The sequence below is a fragment of the Mesoflavibacter profundi genome, from assembly GCF_014764305.1.
In the GTDB taxonomy this organism is placed as follows: domain Bacteria; phylum Bacteroidota; class Bacteroidia; order Flavobacteriales; family Flavobacteriaceae; genus Mesoflavibacter; species Mesoflavibacter profundi.
Map to the genome: position 1 here is coordinate 1,697,898 of NZ_CP061703.1, position 18,182 is coordinate 1,716,079.

Consider the following 18,182-nt stretch of genomic DNA (forward strand, 5'->3'; position numbering starts at 1 on the left):
TAAAATAATCTATACAATGAGTAAAGCAGTAAAAATTATAATCGGTATCGTTTTAGTACTACTATTATTAGTGGTATTAAAATACTTTAACGACTCAAATAAAGAGTCTGTTGTAGATTTTAAAACAGAACAACCATTTTTCACTTCAATAAACACAAAGGTTGTTGCTACAGGAAAATTAAACCCTGAAGAAGAAATTGAGTTAAAACCTCAAATCTCTGGAATAGTAGATAAAATTTTAGTAGAAGAAGGAGATATAGTACAAAAAGGCGACCTAATTGCAAAAATTAGAGTTGTACCTAACGAGCAGAATTTGGCTAGCGCTAACAGCAGAATTTCATCTGCAAAATTATCTGTTAATAATGCCGAAACATTGTATAAAAGAAATAAAGCGCTTTTTGAAAAAGGTATTGTCTCTAAACAAGATTTTGAAAACAGTGAGCTGTCTTACAATCAAGCAAAAGAAACTTACAGACAAGCACAAAACGATTATCAAATCATCAAGCAAGGATCGTTGTCTGGCGGAAGCAGTGCAAACACTAATATTACGGCTCAAATTCCTGGTACAATACTAGAAATTCCAATTCGTGAAGGAGATCAAGTTATTCAAAGTAACAACTTTAATGCAGGTACAACAATCGCTACCATTGCAGATATGAGTAAAATGATTTTTGAAGGAAAAGTTGATGAAGCTGAAGTTGGTAAAATAGAAGAAGGCAAAAAAATTAAAGTGGTTTTAGGTGCATTAAACGAAAAAGATTTTCCAGCAACATTAACCTTTGTGGCGCCTAAAGGGATAGAAGAAAACGGTGCTGTACAATTTACAATTAAAGCAGATGTACAGGTAGAACAGTCTACAAAAATTAGAGCTGGTTATAGCGCTAATGCCGAAATAGAAATGGAAAGCAAAGACAGTATTCTTTCAATTAAAGAATCATTACTTCAGTTTGATAGAATTACAGAAAAACCTTTTGTAGAAATAAAGAATGAAGACGGTTCATTTAAAAAAGTAGATGTAGAAACTGGTATATCTGATGGGATAAATATAGAAATCACTAACGGTGTTAAAGAAGGTGACAACATAAAAGTGTGGAACAAAGCATCTGAAGATAATAATGATAACCAAAACAATTAAGATGAAACAGATAGCATTAGTAGTATTGCTGTTTGTAGGTTTTACTGCATCGGCTCAAAAAAAATGGACATTACAAGAATGTGTAGATCACGCGTTACAAAATAATATTACGATACTACAAGGTCAAAACACAATATTAAGTAACGAGCAAGACATAAAAGCCTCTAAAGGACAATTTTTACCAAGTGTTGGCGCAAACTTAGGGCATACCATTAGCTTAGGTAATAGAGAGTTGTTTCCAGGACAATTTGTAGATCGTACAGATAATTCAACAAATGCGTCTATTAACGTAAGTCAAACTGTATTTAATGGATTTAGATTAACTAATCTATACAAACAATCACAGTTAAATTTAGAGACGTCGCAACTAGAATTAAACCGTATTAAAGACGATATTTCTTTAAATGTGGTTAATGCATATTTAAACGTTTTATTTAATATTGAAAATCTTGAAATAGCACAAGCGCAATTAGAATTTACACAAAAACAATTAGATCAAGTTAAACAATTAGTAGACGCTGGCGTACAACCAAGTGCAAATATTTATGATGCGCAAGCAACATTAAGTAACGATGTGCAAAATGTAACAGTTGCCGAAAATAACTACCAATTAGCACTATTAACTTTATCGCAATTATTACAATTACCTTTTGAAGGTTTTGATGTAGAAGTAATAAATCTGGACGATCCTTCTGCCGAATTAATGTATGATAATGCAACTCCAATTGTAAGTTATGCACTTCAAAATAGAAATGAAATTAAAGTAGCTCAAAAAAACATTGAAAACTCTAAGTTAAATACAGAAATTTCAAAAAGCGGATTTTTACCTTCAGTTTCCTTTGGATATGGGTTTGGTTCAAATGTGTTTTATACCAACTTATACGATACAGAAGATTCTTTTTTCAATCAGTTAAATAACCAAAAAGGACATAGATTTACACTTAACGTAAACGTACCTATATTTTCGCAGTTTCAAAATAAAACTAATGTGGCTAAGGCAGAAATTCAAGAAAAAAATGCTTTGTTAAATTTAGAGCAAACAAAGTTGAATTTAGAGTCTAACGTGCAAAGAGCATTTACAGATGCAAAAGCAGCGTTTAGAGCATATGAAGCAGCAAAAGTTAGTTTAGAAGCACAAACAATTGCATTTCAAAATTCGCAAGAACGATATAACATTGGAGCTATGAATGCTTTTGATTTAGAACAAACAAGATTGCGATTAGTCAATGCAGAATCATCTTTAATTAATGCTAAATACGATTTTATTTTTAAAACAAAAGTATTAGATTTCTACCTTGGAAAACCAATAACAGAATAAACATTGGCATACATTTTAAATATAGAGACAGCAACCACAAACTGCTCGGTATCTGTCGCAAAAGACGGAAAAACTATAGCGTTAAAAGAAGACTACGATAATGGTTATAGTCATGCAGAAAAACTTCATGTATATATAGATGAAGTTTTAAAAGAGGTGCAAATTGAAAAACAACAATTAGATGCAATTGCAGTAAGTAAAGGACCAGGATCTTATACAGGATTGCGTATTGGCGTTTCGGCAGCAAAAGGATTGTGTTTTGCGTTAGACATTCCTCTTATTGCAGTATCTACATTAGAAGCTTTAGCGCATCAAGTAAAAGCAGAAAACGGATTGATAATACCTATGTTAGATGCAAGACGATTAGAAGTGTATTCAGAAATATTTAATTCAGATTATCAAGAAGTAAGAGCTATTGAAGCACAAGTTTTAGATGAAAATTCGTTCTCAGAATATTTAAAAGAACGTAAAGTCTATTTTATAGGAAATGGTGTAAAAAAGACAATGGATTTAATTACAAACAAAAACGCAGTTTTTATAGAAGAAAAGTTGCCTTCTGCAAATCAAATGAGTCTTTTGTCCTTTGAAGCGTACAAAAAAAGCAACATACAAGATGTTGCTTATTTTGAGCCTTTTTATTTAAAAGATTTTGTTGCTGTAAAATCTAAGAAATAAATTAGTTTTCCTGTTTTTGTATTTCTACGCTATGCGGATAAGGTATTTCTATTCCTGCAGCATCTAAAGCTTCTTTTGTGTTTTCCATAGTTTCAAAATATACAGCCCAATAATCTTCTGTTTTACACCAAGGTCTAACAGCAAAATTAACAGAACTGTCTGCTAATTCTAATACATTAACAGTTGGAGCTGGTTCTTGTAAAACTTTAGGGTTATCGGTAATTACTTTCATTAAAACTTCTTTAGTCTTTTTAATGTCAGAGTCGTATCCAACACCAAAAACTAAGTCTACACGTCTTGTACCTTCTGTCGTGTAATTAACAATGTTTCCGTTAGATAAAGCGCCATTAGGAATAATAATTTCTTTATTTGAAAGACCGATAAGTTTCGTAGTAAAAATTTCTATTTCTTTAACTACTCCAATTTCTCCTTGAGCTTCAATCAAATCGCCAATCTTTATAGGTTTAAAAATCATTAGTAAAACTCCACCAGCAAAATTCCCTAACGAGCCTTGTAACGCCATACCAATAGCTAATCCTGCAGCAGCTAAAATGGCTGCAAAAGAAGTTGTTTCTACACCTAATTTAGAAAGAATGGCTAAAATCAATAATATTTTTAAAGTCCATCCTAAAAAGTTTACAAGAAATTTTTTTAAGCTTTCGTCGTAAGCTCTTTTTTCCATAAATTTTTTAGTAGAACCAAGTAGTTTTTTTATAATCCAAGATCCTACAATCCAGATAATAATAGCGGCAATTATTCTTAAACCATAATCGGCTGCATATTTTATACCTGTGTCAATCCATTCTTCTTTCATAAATAAAATTTGTGTTAGTTTAAATAAAAAGTCAAAGTTAGGAATTATACAATTTAAGCTGTTATAGTAATAGTTAATATAAGATTAAAATTAGACCAAATAGTCCAAAAGCGAATTTTATCGATGAAATAGTTAAATAATCAGATTTATTAGGTGAAATTTTATCTAAATTGTACCTTCAACAAGGTTTTAACAAATTCTTTACAAGCATGAAGAAACTTCTACTATCAATCTTTACTTTTTTAGTAACATTTTGCATATATTCTCAAGATATAAATATGCAAAACGGGACATTTTCTCAATGTTCTGGAGTATTATACGATTCTGGTGGCGGATCGGCAAATTATGCTAATGACGAAAATTTCGTCTTAACAATTTGTCCAGATGGACCGGATCAATTTATACAATTAGACTTTACTCTTTTTAGTACTCAATTAAACCTTGATATTTTAACAGTATATGATGGTGATGATACTTCGGCTCCAGTAATTGGAACATTTTCTGGTGGTGGAGCAGCAAATAATCCTGGGACAATTTCTGCATCAACTACAAGTGCAACAGGATGTTTAACTTTAGAATTTGTTTCAGATGGATCCGGCAATACTTTAGGTTGGGCTGCAGATATTTCTTGTTTACAATCGTGTCAAGTTATTACACCAACCATAGATTCTACAACGCCAGCAGCTAATGGAGCTGGAGTAGTAGAAATTCCGTTAGGCGGAACAGTAGATTTTGAAGGTAGCGCAATTTTTGAGGTTGATGGTGCAGGAGCGACTTACAGTTGGAATTTTGGTGATGCTACAGTAGGCAGTGGGCAAAATGTAAGTCATACATATAATAATATTGGAACCTATACTGTAACTTTTACAGTTACAGATACCAACCCAACAGGTTGTTCAGCTTTTTACCAAATAGATGTAGAAGTATTAAGTCCTTATATTGATGTAGATCAAACTACATATACCGTAGATCAATTAGTAACAGATGTTTTAATAGATAGTCCTTGTGCATCCGTTTCGAATATTAACTGGAGTACAGGTACAAATTTTGGTCAAGAAAACGGGATTGGGTATTTCTCTGCATTACCAGGAGCATTTCCTTTTGAAGCAGGAATTGTATTAAATTCTGGTGATGCTATGGAAGCTGAAGGACCAGAAACAGGCACGCAAAGTAGTGGTGGTTGGCCAGGTGATGCAGACTTAGAAGCAGCTATACCAAGTTTAACAAATTCTAACGATGCATCTTTTATAGAGTTTGATTTTGTACCAATAGCAAACAGTATAAGTTTTGACTTCTTATTTGCTTCAGAAGAATACGGTACTTTTCAATGTAGTTTTACAGATGCATTTGCATTTTTGCTTACAGATTTATCTACAGGGATTACAACAAATTTAGCATTAGTACCTGGTACAACAGATGTGGTTTCAGTTTATACAGTTAGAGATAACACGTATAATAATGGATGTAACTCAGTAAATCCTCAATATTTTGATTCCTATTATGGTGCAGGTGGATTACCTACTGTTAATGACCCAATAAACTTTAGAGGATATACAACATCAATGACAGCATTTTCTGCAGTTACACCTAATAATAATTACAGAATTAAATTAGTTATTGCAGATGCTTTTGATACAGCTTATAATGCAGCAGTATTTTTAGGTGCAGGTACGTTTGATTTAGGAGGAGATTTAGGAGATGATGTAACTATTGCTGCAGGAACAGCTGTTTGTGCAGGTGGAGCGATAACTTTAGATACCGGTTTAACAACTGCTACTCACACTTGGTACTACGAAGGTGATGTAATTCCAGGTGAAACAGGTCCGGTGATTTCTGCAACTCAAGATGGTAATTATAGTGTAGATATTGTGTATTCTGCATCATGTCAAACTTCAGATTCAATTTATATTGAATTTATTCCTGGTCCAACTATAGAAAACACAATAGATTTAACTGTGTGTGATGTATTTGGTGGTCCAGAAACTTTTGATTTAACCTTAAATGATAGTGAAGCGATTGGTACTCAAGATCCAACAACAGTCACAGTTAGTTATTTTAATTCTTTATCAGATGCTCAAAATGATATAAATGAAATAGCAAATCCTTCTGCGTACATTACTTCAGGAGCTTATCCTGAAACCATTTTCATTAGAATAGAAGATAATGCTTCACAAACCTGTATAGATACATCTAGTTTCACTTTAGATATATTTTCTACTACCATCAATCCAGCGCCTGACATGGTGCAATGTGACGATATGGATAATGATGGATTTATGCCATTTGATTTAGAGACTCAGACGCCATTAATATTAGGTACACAGCCGGCATCTAATTATGAAGTTACATATCATACTAGTTTTGCAGATGCAGATGGTGATGTAAACGCATTAATGAGTCCATATACTAATGTAACAAATCCAGAGCCAATATATGTAAGGATAGAAGTTATAGGAGATGCGAGTTGTTATAATGTAACCACAACACCATTATTTAATTTAATAGTAAATTTAAACGACGATTCCAGTTACACAGTAACACCAACATGCGATGGTGCTACGGTAAGTAATGTATCAACACCAGGCGGTACTTTTAGTTCACCAACCGGAGCAACAATAGATCCGGTAACAGGACTGGTAACAGGCGCAGCATCAGGAGCGACGCATAGTATAAGTTATACAACAACAGGCGCATGTCCAACCACCACCACCGTAGACTTTACAGTATTAGTTACAGACGATCCAAGTTTTACCTTACAACCAACTTGTGATGGCGCTGTAGTAGATAGCGAAGCAACACCAGGAAGTTATGCCTTTAATCCAATACCAGGAGATGGAGCTACTATAGATACAGCAACAGGAACAATTTTAAATGCCACACCAGGAGCAACCTATACAGTAGAACACACAACTAACGGAGTTTGTCCAGCGAGTTCAACAGCAACCGTTACAGTGTATCCATTAGAAGATGCTAGTTTTGTACCAACAGCGACGTGTGATGGTGCGACAGTAACAATAACAGGCGATACCGGTGGTACATTTGTATTAAATCCAGATCCAGGATCACCAATAACAATAGATTCAGTAACGGGAACAGTAACAGGTGGAACTTATGGTGATACCTATACAATAGAATATACTACAGGCGGACCATGTCCAGAAGTAAGTGCACAAAATGTAACAGTATTAGCGCAAGACGATCCAAGTTTTACAATGGTGCCAAACTGTGATGGAGGAACAGTAGATAGTGTAGCAATGCCAGGCGGAACCTATACGTTTAATCCACCAGCACCATCAGGAGATACAGTACAGATAGATGCAAGTACAGGAGCAGTGACTATGGCCACACCAGGTACAAGTTATACGGTAGAGTATACAACAGCCACGCAATGTCCAGCAACCAGTACATTTGTATTAAATGTATTACCTGCAGATAATTCAAGTTTTAATTTAGACCCAACCTGTGATGGTGCAACAGCGACAGTAACAGGATTATCAGGCGGAACATTTGTGTTAACCACAACAGGAGCGACAATAGATGCAGCAACCGGAACAGTAACAGGAGCTTTACCAGGTTCAGTACATACTGTAGAATATACAACAAACGGACCATGTCCAACAACAACAACTCAAAATGTAACAGTACATCCAGAGGTAATAGCAATAGATCCAACACCATTAGAAGTTTGTGATGATAACACACCAGATGGAATTACACAAATAGACTTAACATTAAAAGATACTGAAGTTACAGGCGGAGTAGCCTCATATGTTGCGAGTTATTATTTAACATTAACCGATGCAGAAACAGCAACAAATCCATTACCAATTCCGTATACAAATCTAACTAACCCACAATTAATTTATGTAAGGGTAGAAGATGCAAATACAACGTGTTATGACACAACAACACTGGAATTACAGGTAGAGCAAGCACCAACCGCTTTTACCCCAACACCATTAGAGTATTGTGATCCAGACAGTGATGGTTTTGGTGAGTTTATGTTAACAGATGCAGATGGGCAAATAACAGGAGGCGCAGCAGGATTGGTAGTAACCTATCATGAGACGATGAGTGATGCAGAGAATAATGTAAATGCATTAACAAGTCCATATGATAATATAGTAGTAAACACACAAACTATTTATGTGCGTGTAGAGAGTCAAACTATAGTAACCGATTGTGCTAGCTACGTAGATTTACAATTAATAGTAAACCCAACACCTCAAATAGATATTACACCAACAGCATTAGAGGAGTGTGATGATGACACAGATGGGTTAGTAGCATTTGATTTAATACAATCTAATGATGAGATATTAAACTTATTGGATTCAGATTCTAGTAACGATATAAATCCATCCGATGTGACCATAAGCTATTATCAAACACAAGCAGATGCACAAACACCATCAAATGCAATAGCAACACCATCAAACTACACCAACACAACACCAAATATGGAAACCATTTGGGTTCGTGTAGAGTATAATGCAACAGGATGTTATAAACTTACAGAGTTAGATCTAATTGTAAATCCATTGCCAGTATTGGTGCAACCAGATCAATTAAATTTATGTGATTATAATAATCCAGGTGATGAGCAAGAAGCATTTACGTTGGAAGACGCAAATGCACAAATATTAAACGGTCAAACCGGAATTACCTTAACGTATTATGACACTCAGTTAGGTGCAGATACAGCAGATGCTACAGCACAAATATTTAGTCCATATACCAATGGACCAAATCCGCAAACGGTATATGTAAGAGCAGAAGATAATACTACAGGTTGTGTTAATACAATCACATTAGATTTAAGAGTTAATCCATTACCATCACCAGTAGCGCCATCGCCATTAGTAGCATGTGATGAAGATAATGATGGGATTTATTCAGGATTTGATTTAGACAGTCAAACAGCAGGAATTATAAATAACGAGCCAAACATAGTTTTAAGCTATCATGAGACCCAAGCAGATGCAGAAAATGGACAAAATACATTAAGTAGTCCTTATGAAAATATAGTAGAAAATGTTCAAACCATTTATATAAGAGCAGAGAATACGTTAACGGGATGTTATACGATAGTAACAATGGATTTAGTTGTAGAGCCATCACCAGAAGTTCCAGTAAATATACCAGATTATATTATATGTGATGATGATAACGACGGTTACAATCAATTTGATTTTGTAACAGTAATGACGCCACAAATCTTAGGGACACAAGATCCATTAGATTTCACATTAACATATCATACCACACAAGCAGGAGCAGATACAGGTAATATGCCAATTGTTAATCCAGGAAATTATACGAATCAAAATAACCCTCAAACCATATATGTGCGATTAGAAAGCAATGTTAATGGTTGTGTGACTACAGGTGAATTTGAGATTAGAGTAGAGTTTCCACCAGTACTAGTTCAACCAACACCATTAGAGATTTGTGATGAGTTAGACGCAGTATATTATGAGAATAATGATGGTTATGCGGTATTTGATTTAACGGTAAAAAATGATGAGATAACGGGAGCAACAGCAAGTTGGACAGTTAGTTATTATGAAACATCATCAGACGCACAAACCGGAGTTAATGCAATACCAGATCCAACAATGTATCAAAATACAGCATCAGGAGCGCAAACGGTATATGTAAGAGTTGTAGATTCAGATACAGGATGTTTCTCTTTAACCACATTAACCATTCGTGTGTTACCAAATCCAACACCAAATCAAAATCCAACAGATTTAGAGTTGTGTGACGATACTAATATAGTAGGTCCAAATGATTTGATAGAGATGTTTGATTTAACGACTTATGAAAACGTAACATTAAATGGCGAGCCAAATGTAACAGCAAGTTATTATACCGATTTAGATGATGCGTTAATGGGAGTAAACCCAATAGTAGCCCCAACAATGCATACCAATGAAGATCCAGCTAATCCAGGAACCGCTATAAACCCTCAAACTATTTATATGAGAGTTACAAAAGGCGGTACAGGATGCTTTACTTTGGTAAACTTTGATATTACAGTAAACCCATTACCAGAGGTAAGTCCAATAGAGGATTATATTATATGCGAATTAAACACAGATGAAGTAGCAGGATTTGATTTAGAAAGTAAAACAGATGAGATACTAAATGGTCAAGATGCGACAGTATTTACAGTAACCTATCACGAGAGTCAATCTGATGCAGATTCAGGAATAAACGCATTAGTAAGTCCATATTTTAACATCACAAATCCTCAAGAGATTTATGTCAACATAACCAATACAATAACAGGATGTGATGTAACAACAATGTTTAATATAGAAGTTAATGAAGCAGCGCAAGCTAATCAATCAATGCCAATCTATTATGAATGTGATGATAATATAGAGTTTGATGGAGATCCAACAGATGATCAAGCACAGTTTGATTTAACCACGCAAAATGCAGATGTATTAATGGGTCAAGATCCAACTAATTATACAGTAACTTACTATGATAATTTACAAGATGCAGAAGCAGGAACAAACCCAATACCAACAGTGTATGAAAACACATCTAATCCACAAATAATTTACGTAAGAGTAGATAATGACACAATGGAAGACGATGGAACAGGAACTATGGTAGATAGCTCTGTATGTTACGAAGTAGCAGAAATAACATTGTCAGTAAATCCATTACCAGTAGTAGATTTAGAGGCTAATTATCTATTATGTGTAAATACAAATGGAACAGAAGTAATCAATCCATTAGTGATAGAAACAGGTTTAAACCCATCAGACTACACGTTTGAATGGACCTTAAACGGAACAGTAGTAGGAACAGGCAGCAGTATAGCACCAATCCAAGGAGGAAACTATACAGTAACCATAGAAGACAACGTAACAGGATGTATAAGTACCGATAATACAATCGTAGAAGAAAGTGCGCCGCCAAGTATACAAGCCGATGTAGTAACGCCAGCGTTTGCAGATGAGCATAGTATACAAGTAACAGCAACAGGAACAGGAATATCAGAATATGAATTCCAATTAGATGGCGGTTCGTGGTATACAAACACACCAAATGATAACACGTATCTATTTAACGATGTAAGCGGAGGCGAACATACAATAACGGTAAGAGATATAAATGGTTGTGGCGAGTCAAGTATAACAGTAATGGTAATGGATTACCCACATTATTTCACACCAAATGGCGATGGTTATAATGAGACATGGCAGATTTACGGAATAAGCGATCAGCCAGATGCAGTCATCTATATATTTGATAGGTATGGGAAATTAATAAAGCAATTAAGTCCAATGGGCGAAGGATGGGATGGAACTTATAATGGTAATCCATTACCAACAAGTGACTATTGGTTTACGGTAGAGTATAGAGAACCAGGCGCATCACAAGAGACAGCGAAGAAGCAATTTAGAGCACACTTTACATTAAAACGATAATAGGGAATACAACTAAGAATAAACAAACCACAAACAAAAGAAAAAGCCTGAACGAAAAGTTCAGGCTTTTTTAATATTCAATAAAAAGAAAAGAAAGATTACTTTACTTCAAAAGTTAATTTAAGATTAACTCTAAACTCAATAACCTCGTCGTCTTTTACTATTGCGCTTTGGTCTTGTACGTAAACAGATTTAATGTTTTTAACGCTTTTTGCTGCTTGTTTTACAGCTTTTTTAGTTGCATCTTCCCAACTTTTATCAGAATTTGATAATACCTCGATTACTTTTAATACTGCCATAATAATTTGTTTTTTTGTTAATTACTTAAAGTTACAATTATTATTTTAGTAATGATTATTTAAACGGTTATAATAAAAAGTATAGATGAAACGTAAAAAAAATCGATAATTTACCCGTTTATAGCTTCTACAGTATTAACCTTACCAGGTAACATTTCTTTAAGCATATTTTCAATTCCATTTTTTAATGTAAAAGTAGAAGATGGACAACCACTACATGCACCTTGTAATATTACTTTTACAATTTGAGAGTTTTCATCGTAAGATTGAAATTGGATGTTTCCTCCATCACTTGCAACAGCTGGTTTTACATACTGTTCTAGAATATTAATAATTTCTTTAGATGTGTTATCTAAGCTTTCAAAATGAGCTTCAACTTTTTCGGCAGATTTTTCAATTACTTCTGGAGCATCTGGATTTACAATTTCTTTACCGTTTTCTATGTAATTTTTTATAAAATCTCTTAATTCCATAGATACGTCATTCCACTCAGCGATATCATATTTAGTGATAGAAATATAGTTTTCATCAAAGAATACACTTTTTACAAATGGAAAATGAAACAAGGAAGTAGCAAGAGGTGATGTTTTTGCTTTTTCAATAGAGTCATATTCGTAAGTAGCTGTTACTAATTTTTTATTGGCTACAAACTTAAGCGCAGATGGATTAGGCGTACTTTCTGTATAAACTGTAACAGGTACTTTTTTTGTTGTAGCATGTTCTTCTACAATAATTCCTCCTGTATTAAGGTAGTTTTCTATTTGATCTGCAACTTCTTGTTTTACATCATTCCACTCTACAATATTATAGCGTTCTATAGCAATAAAATTGCTAGAAATGTATACTTTTTTTACAAATGGAAGGAAAAATAATTGTTGTGCTAAAGGCGATTCTTTAGCTTCGTCTATGTTATTATATTCAAAATTTTGATGTTTGGTGATAAATTGGTTTACATCAAATTTTAATATTGTAGGATTATTAGTTTCTTGTATTGTGATTTTATAGTTACTCATTAAGCTAAATTTTTTACAAAAATACTAAAAGAATAACAGAGATATCTATATATTTGAAGATTATACAAAGGTTTTTATTTGCTTAAGTAATTAGCTATTGTAAAATCAATTTTATATTTAAACCTTTAACTTTTTTCGGTAAATTAATACGTTCTAAATTTATATATTTACAATCGTAATAATTTTTTAGAGAAAAGAAAGTTATATTTTTATAGCTTACACAATTACAGACTATCGACCTCGAGAAATAAGAGATTATGAAATTAAAAAACATTCTATTTTTTGCTGTTGCAACACTATTTAGTTTACAGCTAGTAAAAGCACAAGAAGGCTTACCAATTTATTCAGATTATTTAACAGATAATTATTATTTAATTCATCCTTCTATGGCTGGTGCAGCAAACTGTGCAAAAGTAAGAGTTACAGGAAGACAACAATGGTTTGGAGATGATGATGCGCCAAGATTAATTACTGCTAGTGTTAATGGAAGAATAGGAGATTCGCCTTCAGGAATTGGTGCAATTGTATATTCTGATAGAAATGGATTTCATTCTCAAACAGGAGCTTATTTTACTTATGCACACCATTTAATGTTTTCTAGAAGTACTGCAGATTTAAACCAGTTATCTTTTGGATTAAGTATAGGAGCTATACAATATAAGTTAGATGAAACTAGCTTTTTAGCCGATGGTCCAGATCCTATTATTGGAGGTATAGAACAATCTGCAACAGAATTTAATGTAGATTTTGGTTTTTCTTATAATCTATATGATTTTTATGCGCATGCAACCGTAAAAAACTTATTAAAAAACGACGGTGTAAATTTTAATAACAATCCAGGAAATTTAAACTTTAATAATTTAAGAACGTATTTAGTGTCTGTAGGTAATACCTTTGGAAGTTACGGTAGTGAATGGAGTTTTGAACCTTCTGCAATGTTTATGTATAGAGATGCAACAGAAGAAGCATCTTTTGATGTAAATTTAAAGGTTTATAAAGAAATGGATTTTGGTAAAGTTTGGGGCGGATTATCTTATAGACGTTCTTTAGATGGTGCAGAGTATTTAGATGGTCAGTCTGTTAGTAGCCAAAAATTACAGTACATTACTCCTTTATTAGGTGTTAATGTTAAAGATTTTATGTTTGCGTATTCTTACAACTACCAAGCGAATGATATTGTTTATAATAGTGGTGGTTTTCATCAAATAACATTAGGATTTAATTTTAATTGTGGTAGAGCAGCTTATAGTTGTAATTGTCCTGCAGTTAACTAAAATATAATACTAATTAAAAAAAAAGCCTTGAGATGTCTCAAGGCTTTTTTTTAATTAGTATTTAGCTCTTTAATGTCTACATTACCGTTTGGCGAAATCACATAATATTTATGTTTGGTTTCTGTTTTGGTAATTGGTTCAGGAGTATTTTCTTTTGGTTTAGGAGAAAAATTAATTTTAATCTCCATTCCTACTTGTATAACAGGTTCTAGAATAGCAGAGTTTATAACTATGTCGTAGTTGTGATAGGGTAAAGGTTGATAGTAATAGGATGTTTGTTTTTTTACACTAGTAATACCTTTACTTTGATTTATTGCTTCAAAAGAAATACTATTAAAAGCCTGATAACTTTGATAAAAATCTTTTGGGAAGTAGCAATATTTTTGATCTGCCATCATCGCATTATAGTTGTTTAAATTAAAACCTAAAGCATTGTAGTAATCTTTTTTGTCTTTAATTAAGGCAAGTAATTTAGATTGTAAATTACTATAAACTTCTGCAATATTATCAATAAAATAATCAACCTTTACTAAATTATAAACTTCATTATTTGCGCATGCAGAAAGGATTTTTTCAAATTGATTAGCTTCAGTAAATTGGATATGTATGTTTTGTTGTAATTCAAAACCTTTAGGAACTTCGGTATAAGATTTACTAAACAACTTTTTAGTAACTTCAACTTCATACACTGGAACAAAGGATATGACGTCTATCACAATTGACTTTTCAGAAATACCTATATTTAATAATGCTTTTTTAATTGCGTCTATTTTATTCTGTATTAAATTCTTTGTGATTTCGGCAGTTTCACCTATTTGGGATACATTAAAAATCGCAGTATAACTACTAGCTTTTACATTTTGTAAAGCTCTTACATCAATAGTAATAGTGCTATTTGGGTTTAAAGTAGACATATTATGTTTAGGCATATGTCCATATACAATAGCGTTTCCCGAAATGTTTTGTCTAGAAATAGACGCGTCGTAATTACCCTTATGTTGGCTAATAAGGGTAACATAACTAAATAGTAATGCAAGAGTTAGGATAAGTTTTTTCATCTTTAAGTATTTAAATTTATGTAAACCTAAAAGCAACTTTTTTATCACTAAAGGTAAATTGAGTGAGTCATTATTAGTAATTAGTAAAAGGGTTATTTAGCTTAGTTAACAGGTGTATTTTGGTTGTTTTTGGTTTGTTTTAAGCGATAATTGATTTTATTAAATGCATTAAAACAATTAGCTTTATACATTATATTTTTTAAATGAAGTTTTTTAAATACATATCAATCCTACTTGTAATATTTGCTAGTCTAAAAGCAAATGCGCAAAACTACAATTACAAAGAAGATGCTTCTTTTACAGTCAAAGGAATTGTAAAAGACAGCGAAGATAATGCGCCAATTTCTGATGTAGAAATTCAAGTAAATGGTGGTAATTATACCACAACGTTATTAGATGGAACATTTAGAATTAAAGTAAAAAAAGGAGATGAAGTTATTATAAGTCACAAAGATTTTGAAACCGTTTATTACATAATAAAAGACGACGATGATATTACAGTCGAAGTTCATCCAGCCGAAACAACAAACTATACGTACAAGAAAAAAAATAAAGAAAATACGTTTGAAAGCGCAATAGATTCTGCAAAAATATATAAAACAACATCTGCCGAAAAAAGCATACAGTTTTTAACCGAAAGTATAGCAAAAAGCAAATCTGTACAACAAAATGCAGAAGCATTTGAGTTGTTAGCAGATGTAAATATGTATTGGAAACAGTATGATTTAGCAACAACCAACTACCGTATTAGTTTAAAAAATCAAGCAAATGTAGATGTAAGACTTAAACTAGCCAAAGCCTATTTTTTTAATAATAACTTAAGTAAAAGTTTAGAAGAATATGATGCTTTAAATACCAGTAAACTCTCAAACTGGCAACAAATTTTAAAACAAGAAGGTCTTGGTGACGTGTATTTAAAGCAAAATAAAATCGAAAAGGCTAAAAACGCGTATGCAATCGGATTAGCAATAGCTAAAGACAATAAGATTACTGTAAAAATAGCCGAATTAAACGCTAAAATTGGACAAGTGTACACACAATCTGGTAATGCCCAAGAAGCAGAAAATTATTTAGAAAATTCGGTTACAGTTGCGTCAAAAGTTAACAAAACCAAAGAGGTAGAACAAAAGGTGAAATTTGCCGATTTTCAAAACACCAATAGAGCATATTCCAAGGAGATAGAAACCCGAAAACAAATTATTAAAGACATAAATTCTATAGAAAAAGATTCTATCATCACTAATGAAAGTCCATTAACAAAGCAAAAACAAAATTATAAAATAGGAAACGCTTATTATTTAAGTAATAATCTAGATGCAGCAATTCCTTATTTAGAAGAAAGTATTGAAGAAGCTAATAAAAAAGAAGATTTAATTGTTAAAAAAGACGCTACAAAAAAGTTAGCAGATGTATTTGTTGCATCTGGTAATTTTGAAAAAGCCAAAGAAGCCTTTAATGCTTATACAGAAGCTGTAGACCAACTATATATAAAAAAAGAGCAAGAAATATCGCAAGCAGCAAGGTTTTCTAAAAGTATAGCCGAAAAACAAAACCGTATTCTATCACTAGAAAACGATAGGCAACTTACCTTAAGCCAAATACAATTGTCTGACGAGAAAAATAAGCGCCAACAGCTTATCATTTACTCTTTAATTGGAGGATTATTTTTACTAGTAATTACCGCTTATTTAATGTTTAAAAACATTAAACAGCAAAAATTGGCTAATAATTTACTGGCGCTAAAATCTTTACGAAGCCAAATGAATCCGCACTTTATCTTCAATGCATTAAATTCTGTAAATAGTTTTATTGCTACTAATGACGAGCGTACAGCTAATAAATACCTTTCCGATTTTTCAAAACTAATGCGAGCAGTTTTAGAAAATTCAGAAGAAGATTTTATTCCATTAGAAAAAGAAATTCAACTAATAGAATTATATACTAAGTTAGAGCATTTTAGATTTAAAGATAAGTTTGATTATACAATTTCTGTCGAAGACACTATAGATGTAGAAGCTTACAAAATACCACCAATGTTACTACAACCTTATATAGAAAATGCGGTTTGGCATGGATTACGTTACAAAGAAGAAAAGGGAATTTTAGACATTAAAATAAGTAAAAAGCGTAAGGACGAAATTGAAATTACGATTGCAGATAACGGTATTGGACGCAAAAAATCTAAAGCATTAAAGACCGAAAATCAGAAAAAACACAACTCTAAAGGCTTAGGAAACATAAAAAAACGTGTTACTATTTTAAATGAAATGTATAAAGATAAAGTAGACATTAGCATAGAAGATAATCTAACAGATGCAGAAGATGTTGGTACAAAAGTAATAGTGACTTTAAAAAAGGATTAATAAATAAAGCTACAGACTTCGGTCTTCAAGCTTCAAACAAAATACAATGAAACTAAACGCCATATTAGTAGAAGACGAAGCGCAAAGTAGAACCATTTTAAAAAACTACTTGTCCAAATACTGCCCAAAAGTTAATGTGTTAGGAGAAGCATCTAACATAAACGAAGGATTAGAACTTATAAGAACATTAGATTTAGATTTGGTGTTTTTGGATGTGGAAATGCCATTTGGTAATGCATTCGATTTACTTGATAAAGTAGATAACCGCAACTTCGAGACTATCTTTGTTACTGCATACAATAATTATGCAATGGACGCCTTAAATGCTCACGCTTCATACTATTTAATGAAACCAATAGATATTGACGAGCTAATAAAAGCAGTAAATTATGTTGCCGAAATAAAAGCAAAAGAAGATGCTTTACAAGATCAAATCCTTGTGGCAAAAACCAAGACTATGGATGGTAAAATTACTATTCCGCAGCAAGACGGTTTTGAAGTTTTAAATACCAAAGACATATTATATTGTAAAGCAGACGATAATTACACTCAAATATTTTTAAATAACAATAAGAAAAAATTAGTAAGTAAAACACTAAAGTATTTTGAAGATATTTTAGCCGAAAATGGTTTTGCACGTGTCCACAAAAGTTATTTAGTAAATGTAGCAGAAGTCGTTAAATATGTAAAAGGAAAAGGCGGAAGCGTAATATTAAGTAACGGAAAAGAAATTATGGTTTCAGCATCCAAAAAATCAGGATTATTATCGTATTTTAATTAAA

The 18,182-nt window shown here is 32.6% G+C and carries 11 protein-coding genes; 7 read left to right on the forward strand and 4 right to left on the reverse strand.

All coding sequences use genetic code 11. From position 1 onward, the window contains the following. Positions 1-16 precede the first annotated feature (16 nt). From IFB02_RS07575 to tsaB, 3 genes are read left to right on the forward strand one after another with little or no spacing between them, the layout of a single operon-like run. Positions 17-1,135 carry an efflux RND transporter periplasmic adaptor subunit gene (locus IFB02_RS07575; protein WP_106687345.1) on the forward strand — a complete coding sequence of 373 codons (1,119 nt, stop codon included), beginning with the start codon at positions 17-19 and terminating at the stop codon, positions 1,133-1,135. A gap of 1 nt (position 1,136) precedes the next feature. Continuing rightward, positions 1,137-2,453, forward strand: coding sequence for a TolC family protein (locus tag IFB02_RS07580; protein ID WP_158256265.1), 1,317 nt, complete (start codon positions 1,137-1,139; stop codon positions 2,451-2,453). Between the two features lie 3 nt (positions 2,454-2,456). Then, positions 2,457-3,128 carry a tRNA (adenosine(37)-N6)-threonylcarbamoyltransferase complex dimerization subunit type 1 TsaB gene (tsaB, locus tag IFB02_RS07585; protein ID WP_106687343.1) on the forward strand — a complete coding sequence of 224 codons (672 nt, stop codon included), beginning with the start codon at positions 2,457-2,459 and terminating at the stop codon, positions 3,126-3,128. A 1-nt stretch (position 3,129) separates the two neighbouring features. Here tsaB and IFB02_RS07590 read toward each other — a convergent pair whose 3' ends face one another. Continuing rightward, complete coding sequence (locus tag IFB02_RS07590; protein WP_106687342.1) at positions 3,130-3,942, reverse strand: mechanosensitive ion channel family protein; 813 nt, start codon at positions 3,940-3,942, stop codon at positions 3,130-3,132. A 209-nt stretch (positions 3,943-4,151) separates the two neighbouring features. On the opposite strand from IFB02_RS07590, the gene IFB02_RS07595 reads away from it, so the two are divergent. Next, on the forward strand, positions 4,152-11,393 hold the full coding sequence (locus IFB02_RS07595) for a choice-of-anchor L domain-containing protein (RefSeq protein ID WP_191072612.1): 7,242 nt from the start codon (positions 4,152-4,154) through the stop codon (positions 11,391-11,393). A gap of 98 nt (positions 11,394-11,491) precedes the next feature. On the opposite strand, the gene IFB02_RS07600 is transcribed toward IFB02_RS07595, so the two are convergent. Both IFB02_RS07600 and IFB02_RS07605 read right to left on the reverse strand, forming a co-directional pair. After that, entirely contained in the window at positions 11,492-11,692 is a 201-nt protein-coding gene (locus tag IFB02_RS07600; RefSeq protein ID WP_106687872.1) for a dodecin family protein, read from the reverse strand. 110 nt (positions 11,693-11,802) lie between these two features. Further along, the gene (locus tag IFB02_RS07605; RefSeq protein WP_106687871.1) at positions 11,803-12,705 is read right to left on the reverse strand and encodes a NifU family protein; all 903 of its coding nucleotides are present in this window, start codon (positions 12,703-12,705) and stop codon (positions 11,803-11,805) included. Positions 12,706-12,962: 257 nt separating this feature from the next. Between IFB02_RS07605 and IFB02_RS07610 the strand changes: the two genes are divergently transcribed. Continuing rightward, a complete protein-coding gene (locus IFB02_RS07610; protein WP_106687870.1) occupies positions 12,963-13,979 on the forward strand; it encodes a PorP/SprF family type IX secretion system membrane protein in 1,017 nt (338 codons plus the stop codon). 50 nt (positions 13,980-14,029) lie between these two features. On the opposite strand, the gene IFB02_RS07615 is transcribed toward IFB02_RS07610, so the two are convergent. Next, positions 14,030-15,037 carry an SIMPL domain-containing protein gene (locus IFB02_RS07615; protein ID WP_106687869.1) on the reverse strand — a complete coding sequence of 336 codons (1,008 nt, stop codon included), beginning with the start codon at positions 15,035-15,037 and terminating at the stop codon, positions 14,030-14,032. A gap of 203 nt (positions 15,038-15,240) precedes the next feature. Here IFB02_RS07615 and IFB02_RS07620 point away from each other — a divergent pair, with 203 nt between their 5' ends. Then, positions 15,241-17,400, forward strand: coding sequence for a histidine kinase (locus tag IFB02_RS07620; protein WP_106687868.1), 2,160 nt, complete (start codon positions 15,241-15,243; stop codon positions 17,398-17,400). Between the two features lie 46 nt (positions 17,401-17,446). Further along, entirely contained in the window at positions 17,447-18,181 is a 735-nt protein-coding gene (locus IFB02_RS07625) for a LytR/AlgR family response regulator transcription factor (protein WP_106687867.1), read from the forward strand. Position 18,182: the final 1 nt, after the last annotated feature.